The sequence below is a fragment of the Nocardia sp. Root136 genome (assembly GCF_001427185.1).
Taxonomy (GTDB): domain Bacteria; phylum Actinomycetota; class Actinomycetes; order Mycobacteriales; family Mycobacteriaceae; genus Nocardia; species Nocardia salmonicida.
Window position 1 is genome coordinate 1,028,947 of the sequence record NZ_LMFE01000001.1, and the last position, 22,242, is coordinate 1,051,188.

Consider the following 22,242-nt stretch of genomic DNA (forward strand, 5'->3'; position numbering starts at 1 on the left):
GTCGTCAGTGCCTTCTCTTCTGACGCTTTCCGCTCGGACGCGAACCCGGCCGCGGCGCACCACTGTCGGTCGGTCGGGGGCCACGGGCCGCCGAGGCGCCCGCGCCCACCGGAACCCGGGCGCCCGCGCCGACACCGGCGCGCTTGTCCAGGACCTTCTTGGTGTGCGCGGCCACCGGACCCCAGCGTTCCTTGATCGAGACCAACACCGGCACGGCGAGGAAGATCGAGGAATAGGCGCCGACGATCATGCCGACCAACTGCACCAGCGCGAGGTCCTTGAGCGTGCCGACACCGAGCAGCCACACCGCGATCACCAGCATGCCGATGATCGGCAGGATGCCGATGATCGTGGTGCTGATCGAGCGCATCAGGGTCTGGTTGGCGGCCAGGTTGGCCTGTTCGGCGTAGGTGCGCTTGTTTAGGTGCAGCACGCCGCGCGTGTTCTCCTCGACCTTGTCGAAGACCACCACGTTGTCGTAGAGCACGTAACCCAGAATCGTGAGCAAGCCGATCACCGCGGCCGGTGTCACCTCGAACCCGACCAGCGAATAGATACCCGCCGTCACGAACAGGTTGAAGAACAGCGACACGATCGCCGCGACGGACATGTCCCGTTCGAAGCGGATGGCGATGTACACCATCGTCAACAACACGAACACCGCCAGCGCGATCAACGCCTTCTGGGTGATCTGCCCGCCCCAGGTCTCGCTGATCTCGGCGATGCTGATGGCGTTGCGGCTCACCTGCCCGGACGAGTCCTTGGGCTGGAATTCGTCGTAGAGCGCGGTCTGGAGCTGGTCGATCTGTTCCAGGTCGAGGGTCTCCGAACGCACCTGGATGGTGGCCGCGTCCCCGGAACCGACCTTCTGCACCGACACCGGTCCGTGGCCGAGCGCCTGCGAGTAGACGTCTTCCACCTCCTGGGTGGTAATGCCCTCGGCCGCGGGGATCTGGATACGCGAGCCGCCCTCGAAGTCGATACCGAGGGTGAAACCGCGCACGCCGATGCTGAGCAGCGAGATCAGCAGCAGCACCGCCGACAGCGTGTAGAACAACTTGCGCCTGCTGACGATGGGGAAGCCGCCGGTGCCGGTGTAGAGACGCTCGAAGAAGCCGTGCTTCGGGCCCTGTGTGGGCTCGTACTTGTCCAGGTTCACCGATTCCTCGGTGGGGTTGTCGTTGCTCATCGTGACATCTCCTTCGACCTGGCCTGGCCGCGTTCCCTGGCGATCTGCTGAACCGAGCCGAGTCCGTTCACCGACGGCTTGGCCCAGAACGGCGAGCGCGCGGCGAGCATCAGCAACGGTGCGGTGACCAGGTACAGCACGATCACGTCGAGGACTGTGGTGACACCGAGGGTGAAGGCGAAGCCCTTCACCTGACCGGCGGCGAGCAGGTACAGCACGACCGAGGCGATCAAGCTGACCGTCTTACCGGACAGGTTGGTGCGCTGAGCTCGCTGCCAACCGCGCGGCACCGCCGAGCGGAAGCTGCGGCCTTCGCGCATCTCGTCCTTGATGCGTTCGAAGAACACCACGAACGAGTCGGCCGTCAAACCGATACCGATGATCAGACCGGCGATACCCGCGAGGTCGAGGGTGAACCCGATCCACCGCCCGAGCAGCACGATGATGCCAAAGACCGCGACACCGGCCGCGATCAGCGAGAACCCGGCCAGCAGGCCGAGCATCCGGTACACGAGCAGGCAGTACAGCAGCACCGCGATCAGGCCGATGGCGCCGGCCAGCAGACCCGCCTTCAGCGAGGACAGACCCAGCGTCGCCGAGACCGTCTCCGCTTCGGAGGTCTGGAACGACAGCGGCAGCGAACCGTACTTCAGCGTGTTGGCCAGCTCTTCCGCGCTGTCGGCGGTGAAGCTGCCCGAGATCGAGGTACGACCACCCAGCTGCGGGCCCTGCTGCACCTGCGGGGCGCTGACGACCTTCGAGTCGAGCACGAACGCGACTCGCTTGTTGACGTACTCACCGGTCAGCTTCGACCAGGCGTCGGCACCGGAGGACTTGAACTCGAGGTTCACCTCGTGCCGGGCCTGCTGGGAGTTCAGGCCGGAGGTCGCGTCGGCGATCTCCTGGCCGTCGATGCGGCTCGGGCCGAGCAGGAACACCTCGGTGCCGTCCTGCGAGCAGGTGACCAGCGGAAGGGCCGGGTCGTCGTTACCGGTCAGCGGATCGGGCTTGGTGCAGTCCATGGCCGCCACGGCGACCTGCTGAACCTGCTGATCAGTGCTCTGGCGCAGCGCCTTGGCGTCGGCGATCTCCTTGGCCTGCTGCTGCTGGGTGGTGAGCCCACCGGGCGGCGGAGTCGGCGTCGGCGGTGCCTGCGCGGGGAACACCCGCGACTGCGGAGCCGGGGTCGTCGCACCCTCGGCGGGCGGGGTCGATTCACCGGGCACCGGCGCCGGAGTCTCCGTGGCCGCGGGGGGCGCGGTGCCACCCGATGGCGCGGTGCCGGTCGCGGGCGGAGCCGCGCCGCCTGCCTGCGGCTCGGTCGCGAACAGCACCGGGCGGATGTAGAGCTTGGCGGTGGTGGCCAGCGCGCGTGCCTGCTGGCTGTCCTCGCCGGGCACCGTGATGACCAGGTTGTCACCGTCGATGACCACCTCGGAGCCGGAGACGCCGAGACCGTTGACACGGCTCTCGATGATCTCCTGCGCCTTCTTCAGGCTGTCCTGGCTCGGCCTGTTGCCGTCGGGGGTACGCGCGGTCAACGTGACGCGGGTACCGCCCTGCAGGTCGATGCCGAGCTTGGCCGACGGGGAATGGTCACCGGTGAAGAACACCAGCGCGTAGATCACGGCCAGAAGCGCGGCGTAGACGCCGAGCAACCGGAACGGATGCGCCGATCCTTGGGAAGGTGGCACAGCAGGTCATCTCCTAGGCGGAAGTCGAGGCTGAATCGGTAGGCACAACGGTGCCCGGCCCGGAACGCAGTACGCGCCCGGGCGGGAAAAGGGACTGGTCAGTCCTTGGTCAGCCGGGTCTCGGTCTGTTCCACGGCTTCCTCGGCGGGGGCGTCGGTGACCTCGGGGGTCTCCTCGACCGTCTGCTCGTCGACGCGCACCTCGCGGATCGCCTGGCGCAGCCACGTGGTGACCACGTCCTCGGCGATCTCCAGGTCGATGGTGTTCTCGTCGAGGTCGACGATGGTGCCGTACAGACCCGAGGTGGTGACGACAGCGTCACCGACCTTCAAGGCCTCCTGCATCGTCGAGACCTTCTCGGCCTCCCGCTTCTGTTTGCGGATACCGAAGAACATCGGCACGAGCAGGGCCAGGATCAGCAGCGGAAACAGGAAGTCCATCGTCGAAGTCAGTCCCTAGTCAGTGGTGGACGTGCAAGTACGCCTGACAGTCTGCCAGTTCCCCGTCGCGTCGACACACCGGACACCGACGCGCGCGTGAAACAGCTCACGCGATGCTGCCGTAGGTGTAGTCGTCGAGCGGGAAGGTGACTGCCTCGCGGTGCGCCGCGGCGGTGCTGGTCGGGCGCAGCAGTGCCGCTTCACCGTGCTGGTTGAAGTAGTAGCTGCGCGCGGAGGCGCAGTCGCCGCCGTAGAACACCGAGGAACCCAGCTTGTCGGTCATCCGGTCGAGGAATTCCGCATTGGCGTCCTCGGTGACCTCGAAGGTCTGCTCGCCGCGGCGGAACAGCTCGGTGAACAACCTGCCCATGTGCTTCATCTGGGCCTCGATGGTGGTGAAGTACGACAGCCCGCTGTAGGAGTAGGGGCTGTTGAGGCTCAAGAAGTTGGGGAACTTGGGCACGGTGATGCCCTCGTAGGCCTGAAAACGATTGTCGCGCCAGAACTTCCCGAGATTCACGCCGTCGCGCCCGACGATCTCGATGGCCGGGAAGTTCACGTCCCAGAGATTGAAGCCGGTGGCGAGCAGCAGCGTGTCGATCTCGGTCTTGTGGCCGTCGGCGGTGACGATGCCGTCGGGCTCCACATGGTCGATCGAGTTCGTCTCCAGCCGCACGTGCGGCTGGTTGAACGTCTTGAAATAGGTGTTGGAGAACGTCGGGCGCTTGCAGCCGAAGTCGTAGTGCGGAGTGAGCTTATCCCTGGTCTCGGGGTCACGCACCTGCGCGAACAGGTGCGCCTTGGCCAACGCGGCGGCTGCCCGGTTCAACGGTTTGGCCTGCTTGTAGTGCAGCACGCCGACGACCATCAGCGCCTCGAGCATCCCGGTGTTGACCAGCCGCGCCGCCTTCTGTGTGAGCGGAACCTTATCGAACAGTTCCCGCACCACCCCCGGAATCGGCGCGTCGACCTTGGGCACCACCCAGATCGGGGTCCGCTGGAACACGGTCAGCGCGTCGACCTTCTTCGCGACCTCGGGCACCAACTGCACCGCGGTGGCACCGGTGCCGATGATGGCGGCCTTGCGGCCGGTCAGGTCGTAGTCGGCGTCCCAGTCGGTGGTGTGGATGATCTTGCCCGCGAAGGTCTCGATGCCGGGGAACGGCGGAGTGTAGGGCTGGGACAGGAACCCTGTCGCCGCGAGCAGATAGCGCGCGGTCAGCGTCTCACCACCGGCGATCGTGACCACCCACTGCTGGTTCTCCGCGTCCCAGCGCGCACCGTCGACGACGGTCCCGAACCGCATCCGCCTGCGCAGATCGTATTTGTCGGCCACGTGCTCGGCGTATTTCTTCAGCTCGGCGCCGGGCGCGAACAGCCGGGTCCAGCGCGGGTTCGGCTCGAAGGAGTAGGAGTAGGTCACCGAGGCGATGTCGACCGCCAGACCCGGATACCTGTTCACATGCCAGGTGCCACCCAGGTCGTCCTCGCGTTCCAGGATGACGAAATCGCGCAGCCCGAGCCGGTCGAGTTCGATACCTGCGCCGATGCCACCGAAACCCGCTCCGACCACAACCGCGTCGAACTGAGGAACCACGTCGAACCTCCACACTGAGATCACGAGAATGACATGTCATTCTGATTACGCCGACTGTAACATCGTCAATGTGACGAAGCCACCCTCGCGAATCGACCAACGCAAAGCCGAATTGCGCAGGGAGATCATCGATACCGCGTTCGACTGCTTCGCCGAGAAGGGCTATCACGCAACCGGAATCGCCGATATCGCCACGCGTCTGGGCATCGGGCACGGCACCTTCTACCGCTATTTCGCGAACAAGCGCGACATCATCGACCATGTCATCGACGAGGTGAGCGGGCGCATCTTCGGCGCGCTCGACAAGGACATGGAGCCCGAGAGCGCCGCCACCATCGACGAATACGCCGCGCTGATCGACCGGATCGGCGACTCGCTCACCCGCGTCCTGCTCGACGATCCACGCACGGCGCACCTGCTGCTGTTCCACGCCACCGGTATCGACGACGAACTCACCGCGCGGGTGTACGGCTTGGTCGACGCCACCGAGATCCTCATGACGCGCTACCTCGAGCACGGTGTGCGCGTCGGTTACCTACGCGCCGATATCGACACCGCCAATACCGCCAAGGCGGCACTGGGCATGATCGTCGCCGGGCTCGTATCGGGCATGCGTACCCCTGATCCGGCATCGATGTCGGTGTACAGTCACGCCGTGCGGCGGCTGTTCATCGATGGCGTGCGCGCCGCTGCCCGATAGCGAAAAGCCGTGGGATAGAAGGGCAATCCTGAGACAATGACCGCTGTGACGCCCGACGATGTGAGCCGCACCCACTTCGCCATGCCGACTCTGGGCCATCGCGGCTACCACGCAGACGAGGTCGACGCCTTCCTGGAACAGGTGTCGGCCACCCTCGACGGGCAGGGCGGGCTCACCGCCGACGACATCCGCCACGTGCACTTCGGCGCACCGCGTTTCGGCGGTCGCGGCTATCAGGCCGACCAGGTCGACGACTTCCTCGACCGCGTGCGGACCGAGCTCGAACACCGGCAGAAGGGTGGCCCGCCCGTTCCGGCGGCGCGTGCCGGCGACGATGTCGCCGAGATGCTCACCCCCGACGACGTGCACCGCATGCGTTTCACCCAGTCCGCCGTCGGCAGGCGCGGCTACCACGAGGAAGAGGTCGACGCCTTCCTCGACCTGGTCGCGGCGACCCTGGCCCACAACGGCCCAGGCAGCCTCACCACCTCCGATGTGCGCGGCGTCCGCTTCAACGACACCCGCCTCGGCACCCGCGGCTACGCCCGCGAAGAAGTAGACGCCTTCATCGACCTGGTGATCACCGCACTGGAGCACCCCGAACGCCGTCAATAATTCTGGCGGCTGGCGCCGCTGGTTTTCGGCCTGGGAACCTTGATCTTCCCTCCCTACGCGGCCGAAACCCCCCATCGGCGACTACGCCCGCTCCTACCCTTGGATGCTGTGGAGTTCGGCTTCGCGCAGGTCGTCGGGGAAGACGTAGCGGCGGAAGGCCCAGAAGCGGAACGCCATGGCCAGCAGGACGCCCAGGATCTGTCCCGAGATGAAGTTGGCGACCATCTGTACCGTCGGATCCACGTGCGGCACACGCAGGTTCAGCGCATAGAGCGAGATAGCCTGCGGGATCATGGTGACCACGATGCCCAGCGCGCTGACGGCGAAGAACAGGGCCGCTTCATGGCTACGCTGCCTGCCGCCGCGGGCGCGGAAGGACCACTCGCGATTGAGGATGTAGGAGGCGATGGTCGCGATCAGCGCGCCGAGCAGGCGCGCGGTGAGCGGCTTGTCCCCGAGCACGGTCAGTTTCACCGCGTACACGACCCCGGTGTCGATGAACCAGGTGATCGCGCCGACCACGGCGAATTTCAGAAGTTCCCGATGCTTCATGAGCAGGGAACGCAACGGCTCGGGGAGTCGTTGCACCACTTCTAGGACTGCCACCGAATCGACAGTAGACGACGTTGCGGCGCGATGCCCGTCCGGAGGCGGGGTATTTCAGTCCAAGCTCTCGACACTCGGTTGCGGTTCACGCCCACGCACTTCGATGGCGCCGATGACCAGATCGGGCGGCGGCACCAGGCCCAGATGCTCCCAGGCCCCCGCGGTCGCGACCCGGCCTCGGGGCGTGCGGGCGACGAGCCCGGCGCGAACGAGGAACGGTTCACAGACCTCTTCCACGGTGGCCGCCTCCTCGCCGACCGCCACGGCCAGGGTCGACACCCCCACCGGTCCCCCACCGAAGCCACGCACGAGCGCGCCGAGGACAGCGCGGTCGAGCCGGTCGAGGCCGAGCGCGTCGACGTCGTAGACCTCGAGCGCCGCCATCGCGATGGGGTGGGTGATGAACCCGTCGGCTCTGACCTCGGCGTAGTCGCGGACCCGGCGCAGCAGCCGGTTGGCGATTCGTGGGGTACCGCGGGAGCGTCCGGCGACTTCGGCGGCGGCGTCCTGGTCGATCTGCACGCCGAGGATGCGGGCCGAACGGGTGAGGATCTGCAGTAGTTCGGCGGGGTCGTAGAAGTCCATGTGGCCGGTGAAGCCGAAGCGGTCGCGCAGCGGGCCGGTGAGCGCGCCCGAGCGGGTGGTGGCGCCGACCAGTGTGAACGGGGCGATGTCGAGGGGGATCGAGGTCGCGCCGGGGCCCTTGCCGACCACCACGTCGACGCGGAAGTCCTCCATCGCCAGGTACAGCATTTCCTCGGCCGGGCGCGCCATTCGGTGGATCTCGTCGATGAACAGGACATCGCCCTCGACCAGGTTGGACAGCATGGCGGCGAGGTCGCCCGCGCGCTCCAGGGCCGGTCCCGAGGTGATGCGAAGGGCGGTGCCCAGTTCGCCCGCGATGATCATCGCCATGCTGGTCTTACCGAGGCCGGGTGGTCCTGACAGCAGGACGTGGTCGGGGGTGGCGCCGCGCTGGCGGGCGCCGCGCAGCACGAGTGCGAGCTGTTCGCGCACGCGGGGCTGGCCGATGAACTCGTCGAGCGAGGTCGGACGCAGGCCGGTTTCGGCTTCGCCGTCGGTGCTGAGATACCGGGCGGTGAGGTCGGATTCGTCGGTCTCGTCGATGTCGTCGTCGAACACGGTCTACCTGTTCTTGCCGAGCAGGCCGAGAGCCGCGCGCAATGCCACCGAGGTGGTGGCGGTCGGCTGGTCGGCGAGGACGGTGTCGACGGCCTGTTCGGCCTGTTTCGCGGGGAACCCGAGGCCGACGAGCGCTTCGGAAACCTGTTCGCGCACAGGGGTACTCGGCGCTTCCGCGCCGGGCGGACCGGTGGGAACGGCCACCTGGTTCACCTTGTCGCGCAGCTCGACGACCATCCGCTCGGCGCCACGTTTGCCGATGCCGGGGACCCGGGTGAGGGCGGAGACGTTGCTCTCGGCCAGTGCTTTTCGCAGCGCCTCGGGTTCGAGCACGGCGAGCACCGCCATCGCCAGACGAGGGCCGACGCCGGAGACGGTCTGCAGCAGCCCGAACAGTTCGCGCGCCTCGGTGTCGGCGAACCCGAACAGGGTCATCGAGTCCTCGCGCACGATCATCGCCGTGTAGAGGCGGGTCTGTTCGCCACGGGTGAGCCCGGCGAGGGTGGCCGGGGTGGCATTGAGGCGGTACCCGACGCCCGCGGCCTCGATCACCACGTGATCGAGCGCGATCTCGAGTACCTCGCCGCGTACCGACGCGATCACCCGCGCACCACCTTCCGTTGTTCGGCGAGCCGTTGTTCGTAGCGGCGGCGGACCTGCTCCGCCTGCGCCTGCGCGGCCGCCATCCGGTCCATCAGCGGCGCCCGCCAACAATGACAGATCGCGAGCGCGAGCGCGTCGGCGGCATCCGCCGGTTTGGGCGCCACCTGCAACCCGAGAATCCGCGTCACCATGGCGGTCACCTGCGCTTTGTCCGCCGTACCGTTCCCGGTGACAGCGGCTTTCACCTCGCTGGGCGTATGGAAGGCCACCCGGATCCCGCGCCGCGCCGCAGCCAGCGCGATCACCCCACCGGCCTGCGCCGTCCCCATCGCGGTGCGCACATTGTGCTGAGCGAATACCCGCTCGATCGCGACGGCTTCGGGCCGATGGGTATCCATCCATTCCTCGGCGGCATCGGCGACAGCCATCAATCGCAAGGCCAGTTCGGCGTCCGGCGGCGTCCGCACCACCCCCACATCGAGGGCGACCACCTTCCGGCCCGGTCCGCTGTCCACCATGCTGAGCCCGCACCGGGTAAGCCCCGGATCGACGCCCATCACCCGCACCGGCCACCCCTTCGAAGACACGAACAGTTGTTCGAAAGTCTAGAGCATCCCCGGGTTCGGACCCACCAACGACACGATCTCACGCCGGTCGCGGCGACAGCCCGAGCAGCGCGGGATCGCGGGCGTGCTCGGTCCAGACCCGCGCCGGATCCGCGACCAATTTGCGCGTGCGCAGGTCGAGCAGGCCGCTCACATAGGACACCGTCGCGGCAACCTCACCGTCGTCCCTGGTGAGGGTGTGCTCCACCCGATAGGTCTTGCCCTGCCCCCACTCCCACCGACAGTCGACCTCGACGGTGTCGTTCGCGCGCAACTCCCGCAGATAGCGAACGTTCAACTCGAGATTGACCGGCCCCACCCCCGCCGCGAGGAAATCCGGCACCGAGACCCCCGCCTCGGTCACGCAGGCGAACCGCGCGTGGTCGGCGAACTGCTGATACGCCGCGCCGGTGACATGCAGTTGCGGGTCGAGATCGGACACCCGAATCGGGATCCGAACCCGAAACGGCACACTGGTTTCCGCCATGCCCGCGAGCATGCCACCGGGGTCCGACACATTCGCGGACCGTCGCCGACGGCAGCGCTACGGCGTGCTCTTCAGCCCGATCGCCGGGTCGATGAACTTGTTGGTGACGATCGCATCGGCGGCGAGGCCGTCGGGAACCTCGACGCCACGCTTGCGCAGGATCGGAGTGACGGCGCTGATCACCCTGTCGACCCGGGCGGTATCGAAATCACCGAGGCTGTTGTCGGGGCCGTTGCCGACGATCTTCTGGGCGAGCTGGACTTTCACCGAGTCGGTGTTGCCGCCCGCGGTCATCGGCGGACCGTCGGGAATCGTCTGGGCGATGCGCAGCAGCGCCGCGTTGACCGGCTCCGGATCACTGATGTAGTCGATCTGAGCCTGCTGCAGCATCGGCACCAGCTTGCTCAGGCAGGGACTGAGTTTTTCCATGTCACCGGTGCGCACCGACCAGGCGTGCGGGTAGATCTCATAACCGGCCTCATGGACCAGCAACGATTTCACCGGCTTGAGCCACCCCTTCACGTCGTGTTCCCACCGGTAGGGCTCGTTGGAGACGTACCCCTGCTGCATCACCCGGCCGCGTTCGGCGACGAACCGGCTGGGGGTGCCGTCGAAGGAGGCATCGGCCTGGTCGGGTTTCACGTCGCCGTGGGCGATCAGATAGTCCATGAACAGCTTGCCCTCGCTGTAGACAACGGGTGCGCCCGATGCGGGAACGTCCTTCCACGACGTGATCCGCGGGTAGGTCGCCGGGTCGAACAGGAGGATCTGCGGATTGACGTCGAGCGAGGCGAACACCCCGGTCACCGGGAACTTCGACTGTGCCCGCACGGCGTCGTCGGTCGGCACGAAACCGAGGGTGATGCTCTGGTCCTGATACATCTGCGCGGGCACCGGCTGGCCACCGAGGAACGGGCCACCCAGGCGCACTTCGACATTCACGCCGGTGTCACCGAGGGGACCGGAGTAGGCGCCCTTCTTCACGTCGACCGTGCCGTTCGGTCCGACCAGCTGATAGGCCGCGGCCCGCTCCGGCGTGGCGAACCAGTCCGTCTGGATGACCACGGTCGACGGGCAGACACCCGCGAGGACACCCTGACCGGTGGGGCCGGGCACCGAGGTCGCGCTGTTGCAGGCGGTCAGCACTGTGGCGCCGGCGAATACGGCCGTGGCGAGGAGAGATTTGCGCACCGGAAATCCTTCGGGGTCGAGCGAATGTACGAGTGGGACAGGGGAAATGAGTTACTTGCCGCGACGTAGTCCGTGCGCGCGGTCCACGCGCCCGGCCAGGAAGTCGAAGAACCAGAACAGGATCAGGCCGACCAGTGAGGACATCAGCAGCGCGGTGAGTAGTTCCTCGGTCGCGAGTTGCTGACGGTAGACATCGATCATCCGGCCGATGCCGGGTTCGCCCTGACGGAAGAAGAAGTCCGCCACGATGGAGCCGATGATGGCCAGGCCGCCGGAGATCTTGAAGCCGGAGATCATCGCCGGAAGAGCGGCGGGCAGTTGCAGTTTCACCAATCGCTGCCACCGCGAGGCGCCGTGCAGAGTGAACAGGTCGTGCTCGGCGGGCGCCACCGATTTGAGGCCGAACAGCGTATTGGTGATCACCGGGAACAGCGCCACCATCACGCAGACGATCACCCGGCTGGAGAACTCGTAGCCGAACCAGAACCCGAACAGCGGCACCACCGCGAGGATCGGAATCGTCTGCAGCACCACCGCGTACGGATACAGCGAGTATTCGGCCCAGCGCGCCTGGCTCATGACCACCGCGAAGCCGACGCCGAGCGCGATCGCGATCACCAGCCCGACGAGCGCGACCTGCACCGTCGACCACAGCGCGGTCAGGATCGTCGACCGCGCCAGCGGATCGAGCAGCCCCTTGCCGATCACCTGTTCCGGCGCGGGCAGCAGGAACCGGGACTCCTCGGCCAGCAGTTGGTGGCTGACCAGCGACCAGAGTCCGAGGACGGCGACGAACACCAGGATCGGGGCGATGACACGGACCGGGGCGATCCGAAAAGGCCAGCGGTACTTCGGTTTCGCCGCCGATTCCGCGACGACTCCCCCGGGGATGGCGACGGTGGTCATGCGGCGGTCTCCTGTCCACGCAGCGCCGCCGACACCTCGGCGCAGAGTCGGGCGAATTCGGGGGTGTAGCGCAACTCCGGGGTGCGCGGGAAGTCGAACGGAACCGGAATGTCGGCAGTTACCCGACCCGGCTGACCGGTCAGCACCACCACTCGCGTGGACAGGAACACCGCCTCCCCCACCGAGTGGGTGACGAACACTCCGGCGAACCCGTCACGGCGGAACAGGGTGCTCACCTCCTCGTTCAGCCGCTGCCGGGTGATCTCGTCCAGCGCGCCGAACGGCTCGTCGAACAGGAACAGTTCCGGCCGCGACGTGAGGGCGCGCGCGATGGAGGCGCGCATCCGCATGCCGCCGGACAGCTGGGCGGGTTTGTGCTTCTCGAACCCCGCCAGCCCGACCCGTTCGATGGCGTCCGCGGCGGCGGCGCGACGGGTGGTCTTGTCGACACCTTCCAGCTCGCCGGGGAGTTCCACGTTCTGCCGCACCGATCGCCATGGCAGCAGGGTGGATTCCTGGAAGACGTAGCCGAGACGGCGGGTACCGATCCCGACCGTGCCCGCCGTGGGTTTCTCGAATCCGGCGGCCAGGCGGAGCAGGGTCGATTTGCCGCAGCCGGAAGGCCCGACCAGCGAGACGAATTCGCCACTGCGAACGGCGATGTCGATGTCGGCGACGGCGGTGGTGCCGTTGCCGAAGGTCAACGTCACGTGATCGAAGGACAGGGCGGGACCGGGCTCGTCGCGTTCAGCAGTCGTATACGAGTCCCGGCCCGATCGTGCGGGGGCGGTGGAAACCGTGGCGCTCATACACTATTTCTAGTGGCATACCATTGCCGCCAGCGGTCTACGTGATTACGTCCCTGTTTCGTATACGATCACTTCAGCTCTGCGGAACGCCCGACCGCGACACGACCCGGCCGCGCTTCACCACGAGCTGCCGGGCGGGCAGTCGCACCACCGCGGCGGCGGGCGTCTCGGCCTCCACCACGAACAGATCGGCGGGCGCGCCGACCGTGAGGCCGTAGTCGTCGAGGCCGAGAACCCGCGCGCCGCCATAGGTTCCCGCGACGAGCGCGAGTTCGATCTCCGCGTCGGCGACGAGACGGTCACGGTAGGCGACGGTGTTGACGCGGCGCAGCATGTCGCCGTCGCCGTAGGGCGTCCACAGGTCGCGGATGCCGTCGTTGCCCAGCGCGAGGGTGGCGCCCGCCTCGTGCATCACACGGACGGGAACGACCGCCGCCTCACCGACCGCACAGGTCACCATGGCGACACCGGCCTCGGCGAGCGCGTCGGCGATGCGGCGCTGTTCGTCGTCGGATTGCTGGCCCATCGCGTAGGCGTGGCTGATGGTGACCCGGCCCGAAAGCCCTGTCGCCTTGGCGCGGTCGATGATCAGACCGAACTCCCAGGCGCCCATGGCGCCGCCGTCGTGCAGGTGGATATCGACCTTGGCGCCGAACTTGTCGGCGAGATCGAAGATCACATCGAGCTGGCCGACCGGATCGTTGTCGTAGCCCGCCGGGTCCAGGCCGCCGACGACCTCGACACCGTCGGCCAGCGCCGCCGCCATCAATTCGGCGGTGCCGGGGCGCGTGATCAGCCCGCCCTGCGGGAAGGCGACCAGTTCCACCTCGACCCGCCCCGCGTGGCGTTCGGCGGCGGCCCGCACCTGCTCGACGCCCCGCAACCCGATGTCGGGATCGATGTCGACGTGGCTGCGCACGTGGGACGTGCCGTATCCGACCATGGCGCCCAACAGGTTCGCGGCGTATTCGGCGTTCGGAATGCCGAGTTCGGCGCGGCGGCGTTCCCCGTTGGCGATGCGCCCGGCCAGCGTTCGCCCACCCGAGTTGGCCACCCATGGCGCGCTGTACAAGGTCTTGTCCAGGTGACAGTGGGTTTCCACCAGGCCTGGCAGCACCAACGCGCCGTCCAGGTCGATGATCTCGGCGCCGGGCGCGGTGAGGTCCGTGCCGATCGCGGCGATCCGGCCGTCGGCGAGGTGGAGGTCAGCGAGTTCCGGTGTGGCGCCTGGTGTCCACGGTCGGCCACCGCGCAGGAGTAGGTCGGTCATCAGAGGTCCCTTTCGGTCGCGGGGTGTGGCGGTCGTGCGGATGTGGTCAGCCGGTGATCAACATGGCGGACCCGGCGCCGACGCCGAAGACGATCACCACGGTCCGGAAGACGGCGGGTCGCAGCCGGTCGGCGAACTTCGCGCCGAGGACACCGCCGAGCAGACAGGCCGGTGCAAGGATCGCGACGACGAGCCAGTCCACCGGCCCGAACAGTGCGACGGCCACCATGGCGGTGGTCGACACGGTCAGCGTGAGCAGGCTTTTCAGCCCGTTGAGCAGTTGCGCGGAGGCATCGAGGCCGAGGGCGAGAGCGGTCAGCAGCACGATGCCCATGCCGCCGTTGAAGTAGGCGCCGTAGACGCTGCCCGCGAAGACCCCGAGGTAGAGGGTGGTGCGCGAATCCGGGTGGCGGGCGCCGAGAGTGCGCGAGAGCCATGGTTGCGCGGCGAACACCGCGGTCGCCCCGAGGACGAGGAACGGCACCAGCGTGGCGAACACCTCGGCCGGCGCGGCGAGCAGCGCGAGCACCCCGAGCCCGGCGCCGGCGACGCTGATCACGACGAGCCGCGGCAGCAGTGCGCGGTAGTCCTCGGCGCGCTTGCGCAGTGCCGCCGCACCACCCAGGTAGCCCGGCCAGACCGCGACCGAATTGGTGACAGTGGCGGTCACCGGGGGCAAGCCGAGTGCGAGTAGCGCGGGGAACGAGAGCAGGCTGCCGCCGCCCGCGATGGCGTTGCAGAAGCCTGCGCCGAGTCCTGCGGCCAGCAGCAGCGCTAGATGCACGGGGTCCATGAAATCCTTCCGACAGAGCGTCGTGCGATCGTATACGATAGTTGTCACGCGTTCGCGCCGAGCGCTGCCGGGGCAGAACCCCCGCCCGGATGCCGTAGATTTGGAGCAATTTCTCCGAAAGCCATTCGACCGTTGGGGGCGACGTGAGCAACACCGTTGGGCGCATGACACCGCAGCAGGTGTGCCGCGCGATCCGCGACGACATCATTCGGGGCGAGTTCCGGTCCGGCCAGCGCCTCACCGAGGACACCTTGGCCGAGCGGTACGGCGTCTCCCGCGTCCCGGTCCGTGAGGCGCTGCGCACCCTCGAAGCCGAGGGGTTCGCCTGGTCACGCCCCTATGCGGGAACCTTCGTCGCCGAGCTCACCGAGGCGGAGGCGGCTGATCTGCTCGAGATCAGGGCATTGCTGGAACCGATGTGCGCCGGTAGGGCCGCCGTGCGCCGCACCCCCGAACAGCTGGGACGACTCAAGGAACTCACCTCCCTCGGCCAGGAAGCGGTGCGCGACGGCAGACTCGGTGAGCTCGCCCGGCTCAACAGCCGCTTCCACGAGGTGCTGGCCGAGGCGTCGGGCAGCGCGCTGCTCAGCCAGCTGATCACCCAGCTGAGCTGGAAGATCGCCTGGGTGTACTCGGTCGAACTCCCTCGCCGCGCCGAGGATTCCTGGCACGAGCACGAGGAGATCTGCGCGGCACTGGAGGCGCGGGATCCCGACCGAGCGAGCACGGTGGTCGCCGAACACATCGCCCACGCCACCTCGGCCTATCGCCTGCGATCACGGGCCGAAGCCGAGCCCGCCCCCGCGTCCGTACCGACGCCCTAGGACGTAACACGGGCGCAGCAATCGCCGCCATCGCCCGAAACCTCAGAGTCGTATACAAACGGGGTCCCGTTCTGCGACTGGAGGTTGTCATGGTCGATCTGCTGCTGCGTCGCGCGTGTATCGCCGATGACGCCGACCTTGTCGATATCGCCGTCACCGACGGCGTCATCACCGCGATCGGGCCCGCGCTACCGGGCATCGGGACAACCGAGATCGATTGCGCGACAAGGGTTGTCATTCCTGGACTGATCGAATCTCATGTGCACTTGGACAAGGCGCTGCTCGATCGTCAGCGGAGCGCGCCCGACGGCACCCTCGCGGGCGCGATCGAGGTGACCGGCGAACTCAAACGGGGGTTCACCGCCGACGGCGTGCGCGACCGGGCGCGCCGGGTCCTCGATCAGGCGATCACCCACGGCACCACCGCACTGCGCGCGCACCCGGATGTCGATCCGATCGTCGGGCTGCTCGGTGTCGAGGTGCTGCTGGGTCTGCGCGACGAGTACCGCGACCTGATCGACCTCCAGATCGTGGCCTTTCCGCAGGAAGGAATCCTGCGAGCGCCCGGCACCCTCGACCTGTTGCGCGCGGCGCTCCACCTCGGTGCCGACGTGATCGGCGGGTGCTCCTACAACGAAACCGACGTCACCGACTGCCGCCGCCACGTGGACCTGGTCTTCGAGCTGGCCGCCGAATTCGGCGTCCCCGTCGACATCCACGCCGATTTCGCCGACGATGCCACCGACCCCCGGTTCGCGATGGCCGACTACATCGCCGATGCCACCCAGCGCGCCGGACTCGGCGGCCGGGTCGCGATCGGCCATGTCACCTCCCTGGCAGGCCGTCCCCCGCGCGAGCGACAGGCGACCATGGCCCGCCTCGCCCAGGCCGGCGTCGCCGTGGTTCCGCTGCCTGCCACCGACATGCACCTCGGCGGGCGCGGCGATCAGGCCGCGGTACGTCGAGGCGTCGCGCCGGTCCGTGAGCTGTGGGCAGCCGGTGTGACAACCGCGTACTCCTCCAACAACATTCGCAACGCCTTCACCCCATACGGCAACACCGACCTCCTCGACATCGGTCTGTTCCTCGCCCAGACCGGTCATCTGTCCGGCGATGCCGACATGCGCCGGGTCCTCGAGATGGCCACCACCGACGCGGCCAGGGTGCTCGGCATCGCCGACCGCCACGGCCTGCGCGTCGGTGCCCGAGCCGACCTCGTCGTCCTCGGCACACACCGCCTCGCCGACGCCCTACTCGACCGCCCCGGCCGCTGCTATGTCATCAAGGCGGGCCGAATCATCGCGCGCACCACCCGAGTCACCGAAATCCTCGCCCCCGCGGTCCCCGCACACTGATGCGGCGCTTGCGCATGATGACGCACACGGCTCACCGACTTCGACCGGATCGCGCGACGACGGATCAGGCCGCGCTGTGGTTGCCGCGGTGGACGAGGGCGTCGATGCGCCGCTTATAGGCGTTGAATTCCGTTGTGGTGGAGTCGCGTTCGCCGGGCAAGTCGATCTCGACGATCTCGCGCACGTGGCCCGCGTTGCCGTGGGCCGCGCCACCGGCCATCACCACGACGCGGTCGGCCAGGTAGACCGCCTCGTCGATGCTGTGGGTGACGAATACGACGGTCACGGCGGTCTCGTGGTGGATGCGTTTCAGCTCGACCTGCATGTCCGTTCGGGTGAGGGCGTCGAGTGCGCCGAACGGTTCGTCCATCAGCAGGACGGCGGGACTGTTCGCCAGCACCCTGGCGATCGCCACGCGCTGCTGCATTCCGCCGGAGAGCTGGTGCGGGAACGACTTCCGTACTCGGGTCAGGCCGACGGTCTCGAGCCAGCGGTCGGTGATCTCGCGGATGTCGGGCCGGGTCATCCTGGCCTGCTTCGGCCCGTAGGCGATGTTCTCGGCGACCGTGAGCCACGGGAACAGCCCGTAGTCCTGGAATACGACGCCGCGCTCGGGGCCCGGCCCGCTGACCGGTTCGTCGGCGACGGTGACCGTGCCGGTGGTGGCTGCCTCCAACCCGGCGAGAATCCGCAGCAGCGTGGACTTGCCACAACCGCTGGCGCCGACGACACAGATGAATTCGCCTGCGGCGATGTCGAGTTCGACATGGTCGACGGCGAATCCCGGTGCACGGGAATAGCGCTTACCGACGCCGTCGACGACGATGCGCGCGGGACGCTGTGTGCGGCGGCGAGTGGAGTAGATCTTCATGAGGGTCCTGTCTGCGCGATCACGGAAGGAGCGGCCTACGGCCCGCGACAAGCTTGACCAGCAGCATCAGCAACCGGTCCGCGACGAATCCGGCCAGCCCGATCACGATCATCACCGCGATGATCAGGTCGGTGCGTGACTGTTCTCTGGCCTGGGTGATCAACGCTCCCAACCCGATTCGGATGCCGACCGTCTCCCCGACGACCAGGATCACCCACGACAGGCCGAGCGCGATCCGCAGCCCCGAGACGATGCTCGGCACGGCGGCGGGCAGCACCACCTTGTACAGGGTGTGCGCGGGTGGGGTGCCCAGCATCGCGGCGGCCTCGAGCAGCCGCTTCGGCACCGCGCGCACCCCGGCGATCGTGTTCAGCAGGATCGAGAACACCGCGGCGAGGAACACCAGGAAGATCGTCGAGCGGTCGCCGAAGCCGATGATCAGCAGTGACAGCGGGGCCCACGCGGTCACCGGGATCGGCCGCACCAGGTTGATGGTCGGTTCGAGCATCCGGTAGACCAGCCGGGAGCGACCCATCACGATCCCGAGCGGGATCGCGACGGCGGCCGCGAACAAGAACCCCTGCAGCACCCGCAGCGTGCTGGCGTAGAGGTGCAACCACAGGGTGCCGCTGTAGGTGTCCCCGATGACGCCACCGAACGCGAGGTCGGCCGAGCGCCGCGCCACGTCGTACGGTGTGGGCAGGAACTGCATCTGGATGCCGAACGGCAGCGTCCACGCGCCTTCGACACCGCGATCCCACAGCAGCCCGAGCAGCAGCGGGACCGGGAGCGCCCACAGCACCGTCAGCGCCCGATCAGGAATCCGCCACCGGCTGTCGGGCAGCGCCTCGGTGGTGCGCACGGCCGGTGGTGCGTCGAGCGCCGTCATCGCCCGATACCCGCGGAGGTCAGGAACCCGGTGTCGAACACCTTCGCCATGTCGGGCGCCTTGGACAGCTGGTCGAAGGCCCGCATCTGCTCGGCCAGGGCGACCACCCGGCCGCGATACTCGTCGTCGAGTTCCCACCGCAACCAGACGTTCTTCGTCGCGGTGTCGACGATCGCGCGGTCGAGGCCGAAGGTGGTGACGAGCCCGTCGACCCAGGCGGTGTGATCGCCCTTCATGTACTCGATCGCCTGGACGAAGCTGCGCACCGCCTGCTGCACCCGGTCGCGATCCCGGTCGATCAGCGCGCCCCTGGTACCGAAGACGATGTTCACTGCGCCGATCGCGGTGTCGTACGGCGAAGCGATCGGGTGCGCTCCGACCTGCATGACGATCGACGGCGCGGTCTCGGCGCTCAGGAACGCGTCGATCCGGCCGGACTTGTAGGCGTTGGCCATATCCGAGTAGGAGAGGTTGACCAACTGCACGTCTGTGGCCGGGTCGAGGCCGTGCGCGGTCAAGGTGAGCCGCAGCAGGATCTCCTGCGACGAGCCCTGCGGGAATCCGATCTTCTTGCCGCGCAAGCCGTTCACCGTGGTGATCTCCGGCTTGCCGACGAGCGCCGACCCACCGTCGGCGGCGGAGGCGACGATCTTCACATCCTGCCCCGCGGCGCTGCCCGCCAGCATCGACGGTGCGCCGAGCACCCCGAAATCGATGGCGCCCGAGGCGATCGCGTTCTTGATATCGGGTGAATTCTCGAACAGCACGATCTCGTACGTGGTGCCCGCGGGCGCGAAACGCTGCATGAAGTAGGGCGCGTAGAGATGCGGCTGCCCACGCAGCGTGCCGATCCGCACCGACGCCGGGTCGCTGTCGCCGCCCGGTGTCGACACGCAGGCGGTCAGGCCGGTCGCGATGAGCAATGCCGCGAACAGGGCCGAGAGAACTCGGCCGAGTGTGCGATTCATCGCGGGAGTGGTGGCGGTCCACGGCGTGTCGGAGGCAGGCATTGCGTGTCCATTTCTCATAGGTTCGCCAGTCGGGCGGCGCAGCGTGACGCGAGGTGGATGAGGGCACGGTCGGTGTTCGCGGCGCCGACCAGGCACAGCCCGGCGGGGAGACCGTGACGGTTCGGCAGCGGCAGAGTGACTGCGGGCAGGCCGGCGATCGACGCCAGGCAGGTCAGTCGCAAGGTCGCGCTCCGCACGGCATCGCGCGTGCGCTGATCGGCTTCGCGCAACGGCGGCGGTCCCGCCGTCGTCGGCAGTACCAGCACACGGTGGCCGACGATCCCGCGAATCCGCGCGGCGGCCTCGGCCACGACCTTCCGCGCGGCGGCGGCACCGTCGGCGGTCACCGTTGCGGCCCAGGCGAAACGGTCGCCGACCTCGGGTTCGAGCGCGCCGGGATGCGCTCTGAGCCAGGCACCGTGCCCAGCCCAAGCCTCGTACGCCTGCACTGTCCGAAACGCCGCGAACCAGCGGTCGAGTTCGCCACGTAGGGCGATCGGTCGAGCACCGAGTTCCGCGGCGGCCCGCAGACACTGTTCGGCGATCTCGGGATCCGCTGCGGCCGAAAGGACCGGGTCGACGACGAGTTCCGTCCCCTCCATCGAAGATTCGGCGGCGCTCCGCGCACCGGATCTCGATGCCGACCCGGATGGCGACGTCCAGCAGGACTTCGCCGCTGATGGGCGCTGGGCGGACTCGCGGACATCAGGCTGCGCCGAGTCGGTGGCCAGATCCTGTTGGAGCACAACGGAATTCGCGCACAGCGCATCAGCCACCGCGAGCAGGGTAACGGCGTCACGGGCGAGCCAGCCGATGGTGTCGAACGAGGGCGCCAGCGGCAGTAGGCCAGTGGTGTCGAGGCTCTGATGGGTTGTCCTGATGCCCCACAGCCCCTGATAGGAAGCGGGTACGCGGATGGAACCCGCCGTGTCGGTGCCGAGGCCGATACTCGCCTCGCCGCGGGCGACCGCTACGGCCGGCCCGCTCGATGAACCACCCGGAACTCGTTCCGGTGCAGCCGGATTGACCGGCATGCCGGTGCGTCCGTTGCCGCCGGTGATGCTGTAGGCGAACTCGTCGGTCCGGGCGATGCCGGTGATGGCAGCGCCCGCCGCGAGCAGGGCGGCGACGACCGTGGCGTGGCGGGGTTCGGGGGCGCGCTCGGCGACAAAGTCCTCGACACCCGCGCCGATGGGATGTCCGGCGACGGCGAACAGGTCTTTCACGGCCACCGTGTGCCCGGCGAGTGGGCCTGCCGAGGTCGCCCCCACCAGTGGCGAACCGACCACGCGCCACACCGTGGCGTCCACCCCACGGGACTTCCCGGTGCCGAACCGCGCCGCACGCGCCGTCGCGGTCACCGCGCCCGCTCCAGGATGTAGCGGGCCAGATCGGTGCCGGTGGTATGCGCGAAGTCGGCGACGCGGATCTTGCCGTGCACCCCGCGGGTCAGATCGACGGCCTGTGAGATGGTGAAATCGGCGGCGGCACTGAGGTAGAGGTAGGCACTGCGCGGATCGGTGTCGAACAGCGCGCCGAGCAGATCGACAGCGTTGCCCACACACAGCGACAGCGCCGTGTCCAGATCGGGATCGAGCCCGGTCGGGATGACGAGGCCGTGCCCGGCGGCGAACGGCCCTGTGCCCGAACCGATGTCGGTGAGCTGTTCCGCCGGCACGAGGTCAAGGGTCACGGTCGCCCGCAGCGGTGCCTCCAGCGCCGTGAGCGCCACCTCTCCGTCGCCCTGCGCGAAATGTGGATCGCCTACGTAGAACAGCGCGTCGGGCACCTGCACCGGCAGGAACAGGGTGGCGCCGGGGGTGAGCAGTTTGACGTCGATATTGCCGCCGTGCGCGCCCGGTGGCACGGAGTGCGCACGATTCTCGGTGTCGGTGGCCACGCCCATGATGCCGAGGAACGGGGCGAGCGGGAAGCGCGCCCGGTGCGGGCTGCCCGGCCCGATCGGCATACTGCCGAACCATTCGTCGTCCTGCCCGGTCACCGTGCAGAACTGACCGTAGGAACCGTCGTGTGGTGTTCCGGCCAGCATGCCGCGACCGTGCCGGGTCGAGATGACACCGTAGGGCGCGCGCAGGGCGAGGTGCTCGATCCGGACGGCGAGCAGATCGCCGGGCTCGGCCCCGTCGACGGCGATCGGACCGGTCACGATGTGCGGCCCGGCTCCTGCCTCGCGAACGCGCCGGGCTACCACCTCGACGGTGTCGTCGAGGATCTGATCGCGGGCCACGCCGTGCCCGCGAAAGTAGGCGACCGGGTCCGACCCCTGATCGTCGAGGATGCCCTCGTGACTGATCGTGTCGATCACCACGCTCGTGCCCGGCGCGACGGTGGTGACCGGCGTATCGCCGCGACGCGGCAGCCTGCCCCACAGCACCTGATCGGGATCGGCGGGCACATAGGTGATCCCCGGTGTGATGCCGATCCCCTGCTGCAACACCGGGAATGCTGTGGCGATCTGGTCCTCAGCCAACGAGGTCACAGTGGTTCCTCCGGTCTTCGCGACACTCGGCCGAACATTGGTCCGACCATCTGATGCGGTAACGGTATTCCACTATGAACAGCGTTGCTACCGGGCGAAACGTGCGTAACCGAGGCTTTACACCCCGGCAATATCGGCCTGCGTC

General features: G+C 68.0%; 23 protein-coding genes. 4 read left to right on the forward strand and 19 right to left on the reverse strand.

Annotated features, from left to right (window positions below; genetic code table 11):
- Positions 1-4 precede the first annotated feature (4 nt).
- The 4 genes from secF to ASD42_RS04980 form a co-directional block, all read right to left on the reverse strand.
- A complete protein-coding gene (secF, locus tag ASD42_RS04965) occupies positions 5-1,189 on the reverse strand; it encodes a protein translocase subunit SecF (protein ID WP_056810757.1) in 1,185 nt (394 codons plus the stop codon).
- Positions 1,186-2,883, reverse strand: a complete 1,698-nt coding sequence (secD, locus tag ASD42_RS04970; protein WP_056810760.1) for a protein translocase subunit SecD — start codon at positions 2,881-2,883, stop codon at positions 1,186-1,188. The genes secF and secD overlap by 4 nt, the downstream gene beginning before the upstream one ends.
- Positions 2,884-2,981: 98 nt before the next feature.
- The gene (gene yajC, locus ASD42_RS04975) at positions 2,982-3,323 is read right to left on the reverse strand and encodes a preprotein translocase subunit YajC (RefSeq protein ID WP_056810762.1); all 342 of its coding nucleotides are present in this window, start codon (positions 3,321-3,323) and stop codon (positions 2,982-2,984) included.
- 106 nt (positions 3,324-3,429) lie between these two features.
- Positions 3,430-4,920: a flavin-containing monooxygenase gene (locus tag ASD42_RS04980; protein ID WP_056810766.1), complete on the reverse strand. Its 1,491-nt coding sequence runs from the start codon at positions 4,918-4,920 to the stop codon at positions 3,430-3,432.
- 70 nt (positions 4,921-4,990) lie between these two features.
- On the opposite strand from ASD42_RS04980, the gene ASD42_RS04985 reads away from it, so the two are divergent.
- Positions 4,991-5,620, forward strand: coding sequence for a TetR/AcrR family transcriptional regulator (locus tag ASD42_RS04985; protein ID WP_235569309.1), 630 nt, complete (start codon positions 4,991-4,993; stop codon positions 5,618-5,620).
- 36 nt (positions 5,621-5,656) lie between these two features.
- Entirely contained in the window at positions 5,657-6,235 is a 579-nt protein-coding gene (locus tag ASD42_RS35670) for a DivIVA domain-containing protein (protein WP_056810771.1), read from the forward strand.
- A 93-nt stretch (positions 6,236-6,328) separates the two neighbouring features.
- On the opposite strand, the gene ASD42_RS04995 is transcribed toward ASD42_RS35670, so the two are convergent.
- From ASD42_RS04995 to ASD42_RS05040, 10 genes are all read right to left on the reverse strand, one after another.
- Positions 6,329-6,841 carry a GtrA family protein gene (locus ASD42_RS04995; protein WP_235569310.1) on the reverse strand — a complete coding sequence of 171 codons (513 nt, stop codon included), beginning with the start codon at positions 6,839-6,841 and terminating at the stop codon, positions 6,329-6,331.
- A gap of 54 nt (positions 6,842-6,895) precedes the next feature.
- Positions 6,896-7,984, reverse strand: coding sequence for a Holliday junction branch migration DNA helicase RuvB (ruvB, locus tag ASD42_RS05000; protein WP_056810776.1), 1,089 nt, complete (start codon positions 7,982-7,984; stop codon positions 6,896-6,898).
- A gap of 3 nt (positions 7,985-7,987) precedes the next feature.
- The gene (gene ruvA, locus ASD42_RS05005; RefSeq protein ID WP_056810779.1) at positions 7,988-8,587 is read right to left on the reverse strand and encodes a Holliday junction branch migration protein RuvA; all 600 of its coding nucleotides are present in this window, start codon (positions 8,585-8,587) and stop codon (positions 7,988-7,990) included.
- Positions 8,584-9,153: a crossover junction endodeoxyribonuclease RuvC gene (ruvC, locus tag ASD42_RS05010; protein WP_056810781.1), complete on the reverse strand. Its 570-nt coding sequence runs from the start codon at positions 9,151-9,153 to the stop codon at positions 8,584-8,586. Before ruvC ends, ruvA begins: the two co-directional genes overlap by 4 nt.
- 79 nt (positions 9,154-9,232) lie before the next feature.
- Positions 9,233-9,709, reverse strand: a complete 477-nt coding sequence (locus ASD42_RS05015) for an acyl-CoA thioesterase (protein ID WP_235569311.1) — start codon at positions 9,707-9,709, stop codon at positions 9,233-9,235.
- A 27-nt stretch (positions 9,710-9,736) separates the two neighbouring features.
- A complete protein-coding gene (locus tag ASD42_RS05020) occupies positions 9,737-10,870 on the reverse strand; it encodes a hypothetical protein (RefSeq protein ID WP_056810784.1) in 1,134 nt (377 codons plus the stop codon).
- Between the two features lie 51 nt (positions 10,871-10,921).
- A complete protein-coding gene (locus tag ASD42_RS05025; RefSeq protein ID WP_082843832.1) occupies positions 10,922-11,776 on the reverse strand; it encodes an ABC transporter permease in 855 nt (284 codons plus the stop codon).
- Positions 11,773-12,585, reverse strand: coding sequence for an ABC transporter ATP-binding protein (locus ASD42_RS05030; protein ID WP_084787007.1), 813 nt, complete (start codon positions 12,583-12,585; stop codon positions 11,773-11,775). The genes ASD42_RS05025 and ASD42_RS05030 overlap by 4 nt, the downstream gene beginning before the upstream one ends.
- Before the next feature lie 73 nt (positions 12,586-12,658).
- Positions 12,659-13,855: an amidohydrolase gene (locus ASD42_RS05035; RefSeq protein WP_056810787.1), complete on the reverse strand. Its 1,197-nt coding sequence runs from the start codon at positions 13,853-13,855 to the stop codon at positions 12,659-12,661.
- A 46-nt stretch (positions 13,856-13,901) separates the two neighbouring features.
- Complete coding sequence (locus tag ASD42_RS05040) at positions 13,902-14,648, reverse strand: sulfite exporter TauE/SafE family protein (RefSeq protein WP_056810790.1); 747 nt, start codon at positions 14,646-14,648, stop codon at positions 13,902-13,904.
- A gap of 164 nt (positions 14,649-14,812) precedes the next feature.
- Between ASD42_RS05040 and ASD42_RS05045 the strand changes: the two genes are divergently transcribed.
- Together ASD42_RS05045 and ASD42_RS05050 are read left to right on the forward strand one after the other, a co-directional pair.
- Positions 14,813-15,472, forward strand: a complete 660-nt coding sequence (locus ASD42_RS05045) for a GntR family transcriptional regulator (protein ID WP_056810792.1) — start codon at positions 14,813-14,815, stop codon at positions 15,470-15,472.
- 89 nt (positions 15,473-15,561) lie between these two features.
- Positions 15,562-16,827: an amidohydrolase family protein gene (locus tag ASD42_RS05050; protein ID WP_056810795.1), complete on the forward strand. Its 1,266-nt coding sequence runs from the start codon at positions 15,562-15,564 to the stop codon at positions 16,825-16,827.
- Between the two features lie 64 nt (positions 16,828-16,891).
- Here the strand turns inward: ASD42_RS05050 and ASD42_RS05055 are convergent, their stop codons facing one another.
- Genes ASD42_RS05055 through ASD42_RS05075 form a run of 5 tightly spaced genes read right to left on the reverse strand, consistent with a single transcriptional unit; the run spans position 16,892 to position 22,097 of the window.
- Positions 16,892-17,698 (reverse strand): ABC transporter ATP-binding protein, encoded by an 807-nt coding sequence (locus ASD42_RS05055; RefSeq protein WP_056810798.1) that lies wholly within the window; start codon positions 17,696-17,698, stop codon positions 16,892-16,894.
- Positions 17,699-17,717: 19 nt separating this feature from the next.
- Entirely contained in the window at positions 17,718-18,587 is an 870-nt protein-coding gene (locus ASD42_RS05060; RefSeq protein ID WP_082843834.1) for an ABC transporter permease, read from the reverse strand.
- Complete coding sequence (locus ASD42_RS05065) at positions 18,584-19,597, reverse strand: ABC transporter substrate-binding protein (protein WP_200950377.1); 1,014 nt, start codon at positions 19,595-19,597, stop codon at positions 18,584-18,586. The genes ASD42_RS05060 and ASD42_RS05065 overlap by 4 nt, the downstream gene beginning before the upstream one ends.
- A 14-nt stretch (positions 19,598-19,611) precedes the next feature.
- On the reverse strand, positions 19,612-20,958 hold the full coding sequence (locus ASD42_RS05070; RefSeq protein WP_056810801.1) for an amidase family protein: 1,347 nt from the start codon (positions 20,956-20,958) through the stop codon (positions 19,612-19,614).
- A complete protein-coding gene (locus ASD42_RS05075; RefSeq protein WP_200950378.1) occupies positions 20,955-22,097 on the reverse strand; it encodes an acetamidase/formamidase family protein in 1,143 nt (380 codons plus the stop codon). The genes ASD42_RS05070 and ASD42_RS05075 overlap by 4 nt, the downstream gene beginning before the upstream one ends.
- Positions 22,098-22,242 lie beyond the last annotated feature (145 nt).

Bases quoted from the DNA above. Each gene is read 5' to 3' on its own strand.
- ASD42_RS05040 (WP_056810790.1), bottom strand. From the start codon at position 14,648: ATGGACCCCGTGCATCTAGCGCTGCTGCTGGCCGCAGGACTCGGCGCA.
- ASD42_RS05060 (WP_082843834.1), bottom strand. From the start codon at position 18,587: ATGACGGCGCTCGACGCACCACCGGCCGTGCGCACCACCGAGGCGCTG.
- yajC (WP_056810762.1), bottom strand. From the start codon at position 3,323: ATGGACTTCCTGTTTCCGCTGCTGATCCTGGCCCTGCTCGTGCCGATG.
- ASD42_RS05050 (WP_056810795.1), top strand. From the start codon at position 15,562: ATGGTCGATCTGCTGCTGCGTCGCGCGTGTATCGCCGATGACGCCGAC.
- ASD42_RS35670 (WP_056810771.1), top strand. From the start codon at position 5,657: ATGACCGCTGTGACGCCCGACGATGTGAGCCGCACCCACTTCGCCATG.
- ASD42_RS05055 (WP_056810798.1), bottom strand. From the start codon at position 17,698: ATGAAGATCTACTCCACTCGCCGCCGCACACAGCGTCCCGCGCGCATC.
- ASD42_RS05025 (WP_082843832.1), bottom strand. From the start codon at position 11,776: ATGACCACCGTCGCCATCCCCGGGGGAGTCGTCGCGGAATCGGCGGCG.
- ASD42_RS05035 (WP_056810787.1), bottom strand. From the start codon at position 13,855: ATGACCGACCTACTCCTGCGCGGTGGCCGACCGTGGACACCAGGCGCC.
- ASD42_RS05030 (WP_084787007.1), bottom strand. From the start codon at position 12,585: ATGAGCGCCACGGTTTCCACCGCCCCCGCACGATCGGGCCGGGACTCG.
- ASD42_RS05045 (WP_056810792.1), top strand. From the start codon at position 14,813: ATGACACCGCAGCAGGTGTGCCGCGCGATCCGCGACGACATCATTCGG.
- ASD42_RS05065 (WP_200950377.1), bottom strand. From the start codon at position 19,597: ATGCCTGCCTCCGACACGCCGTGGACCGCCACCACTCCCGCGATGAAT.
- secF (WP_056810757.1), bottom strand. From the start codon at position 1,189: ATGAGCAACGACAACCCCACCGAGGAATCGGTGAACCTGGACAAGTAC.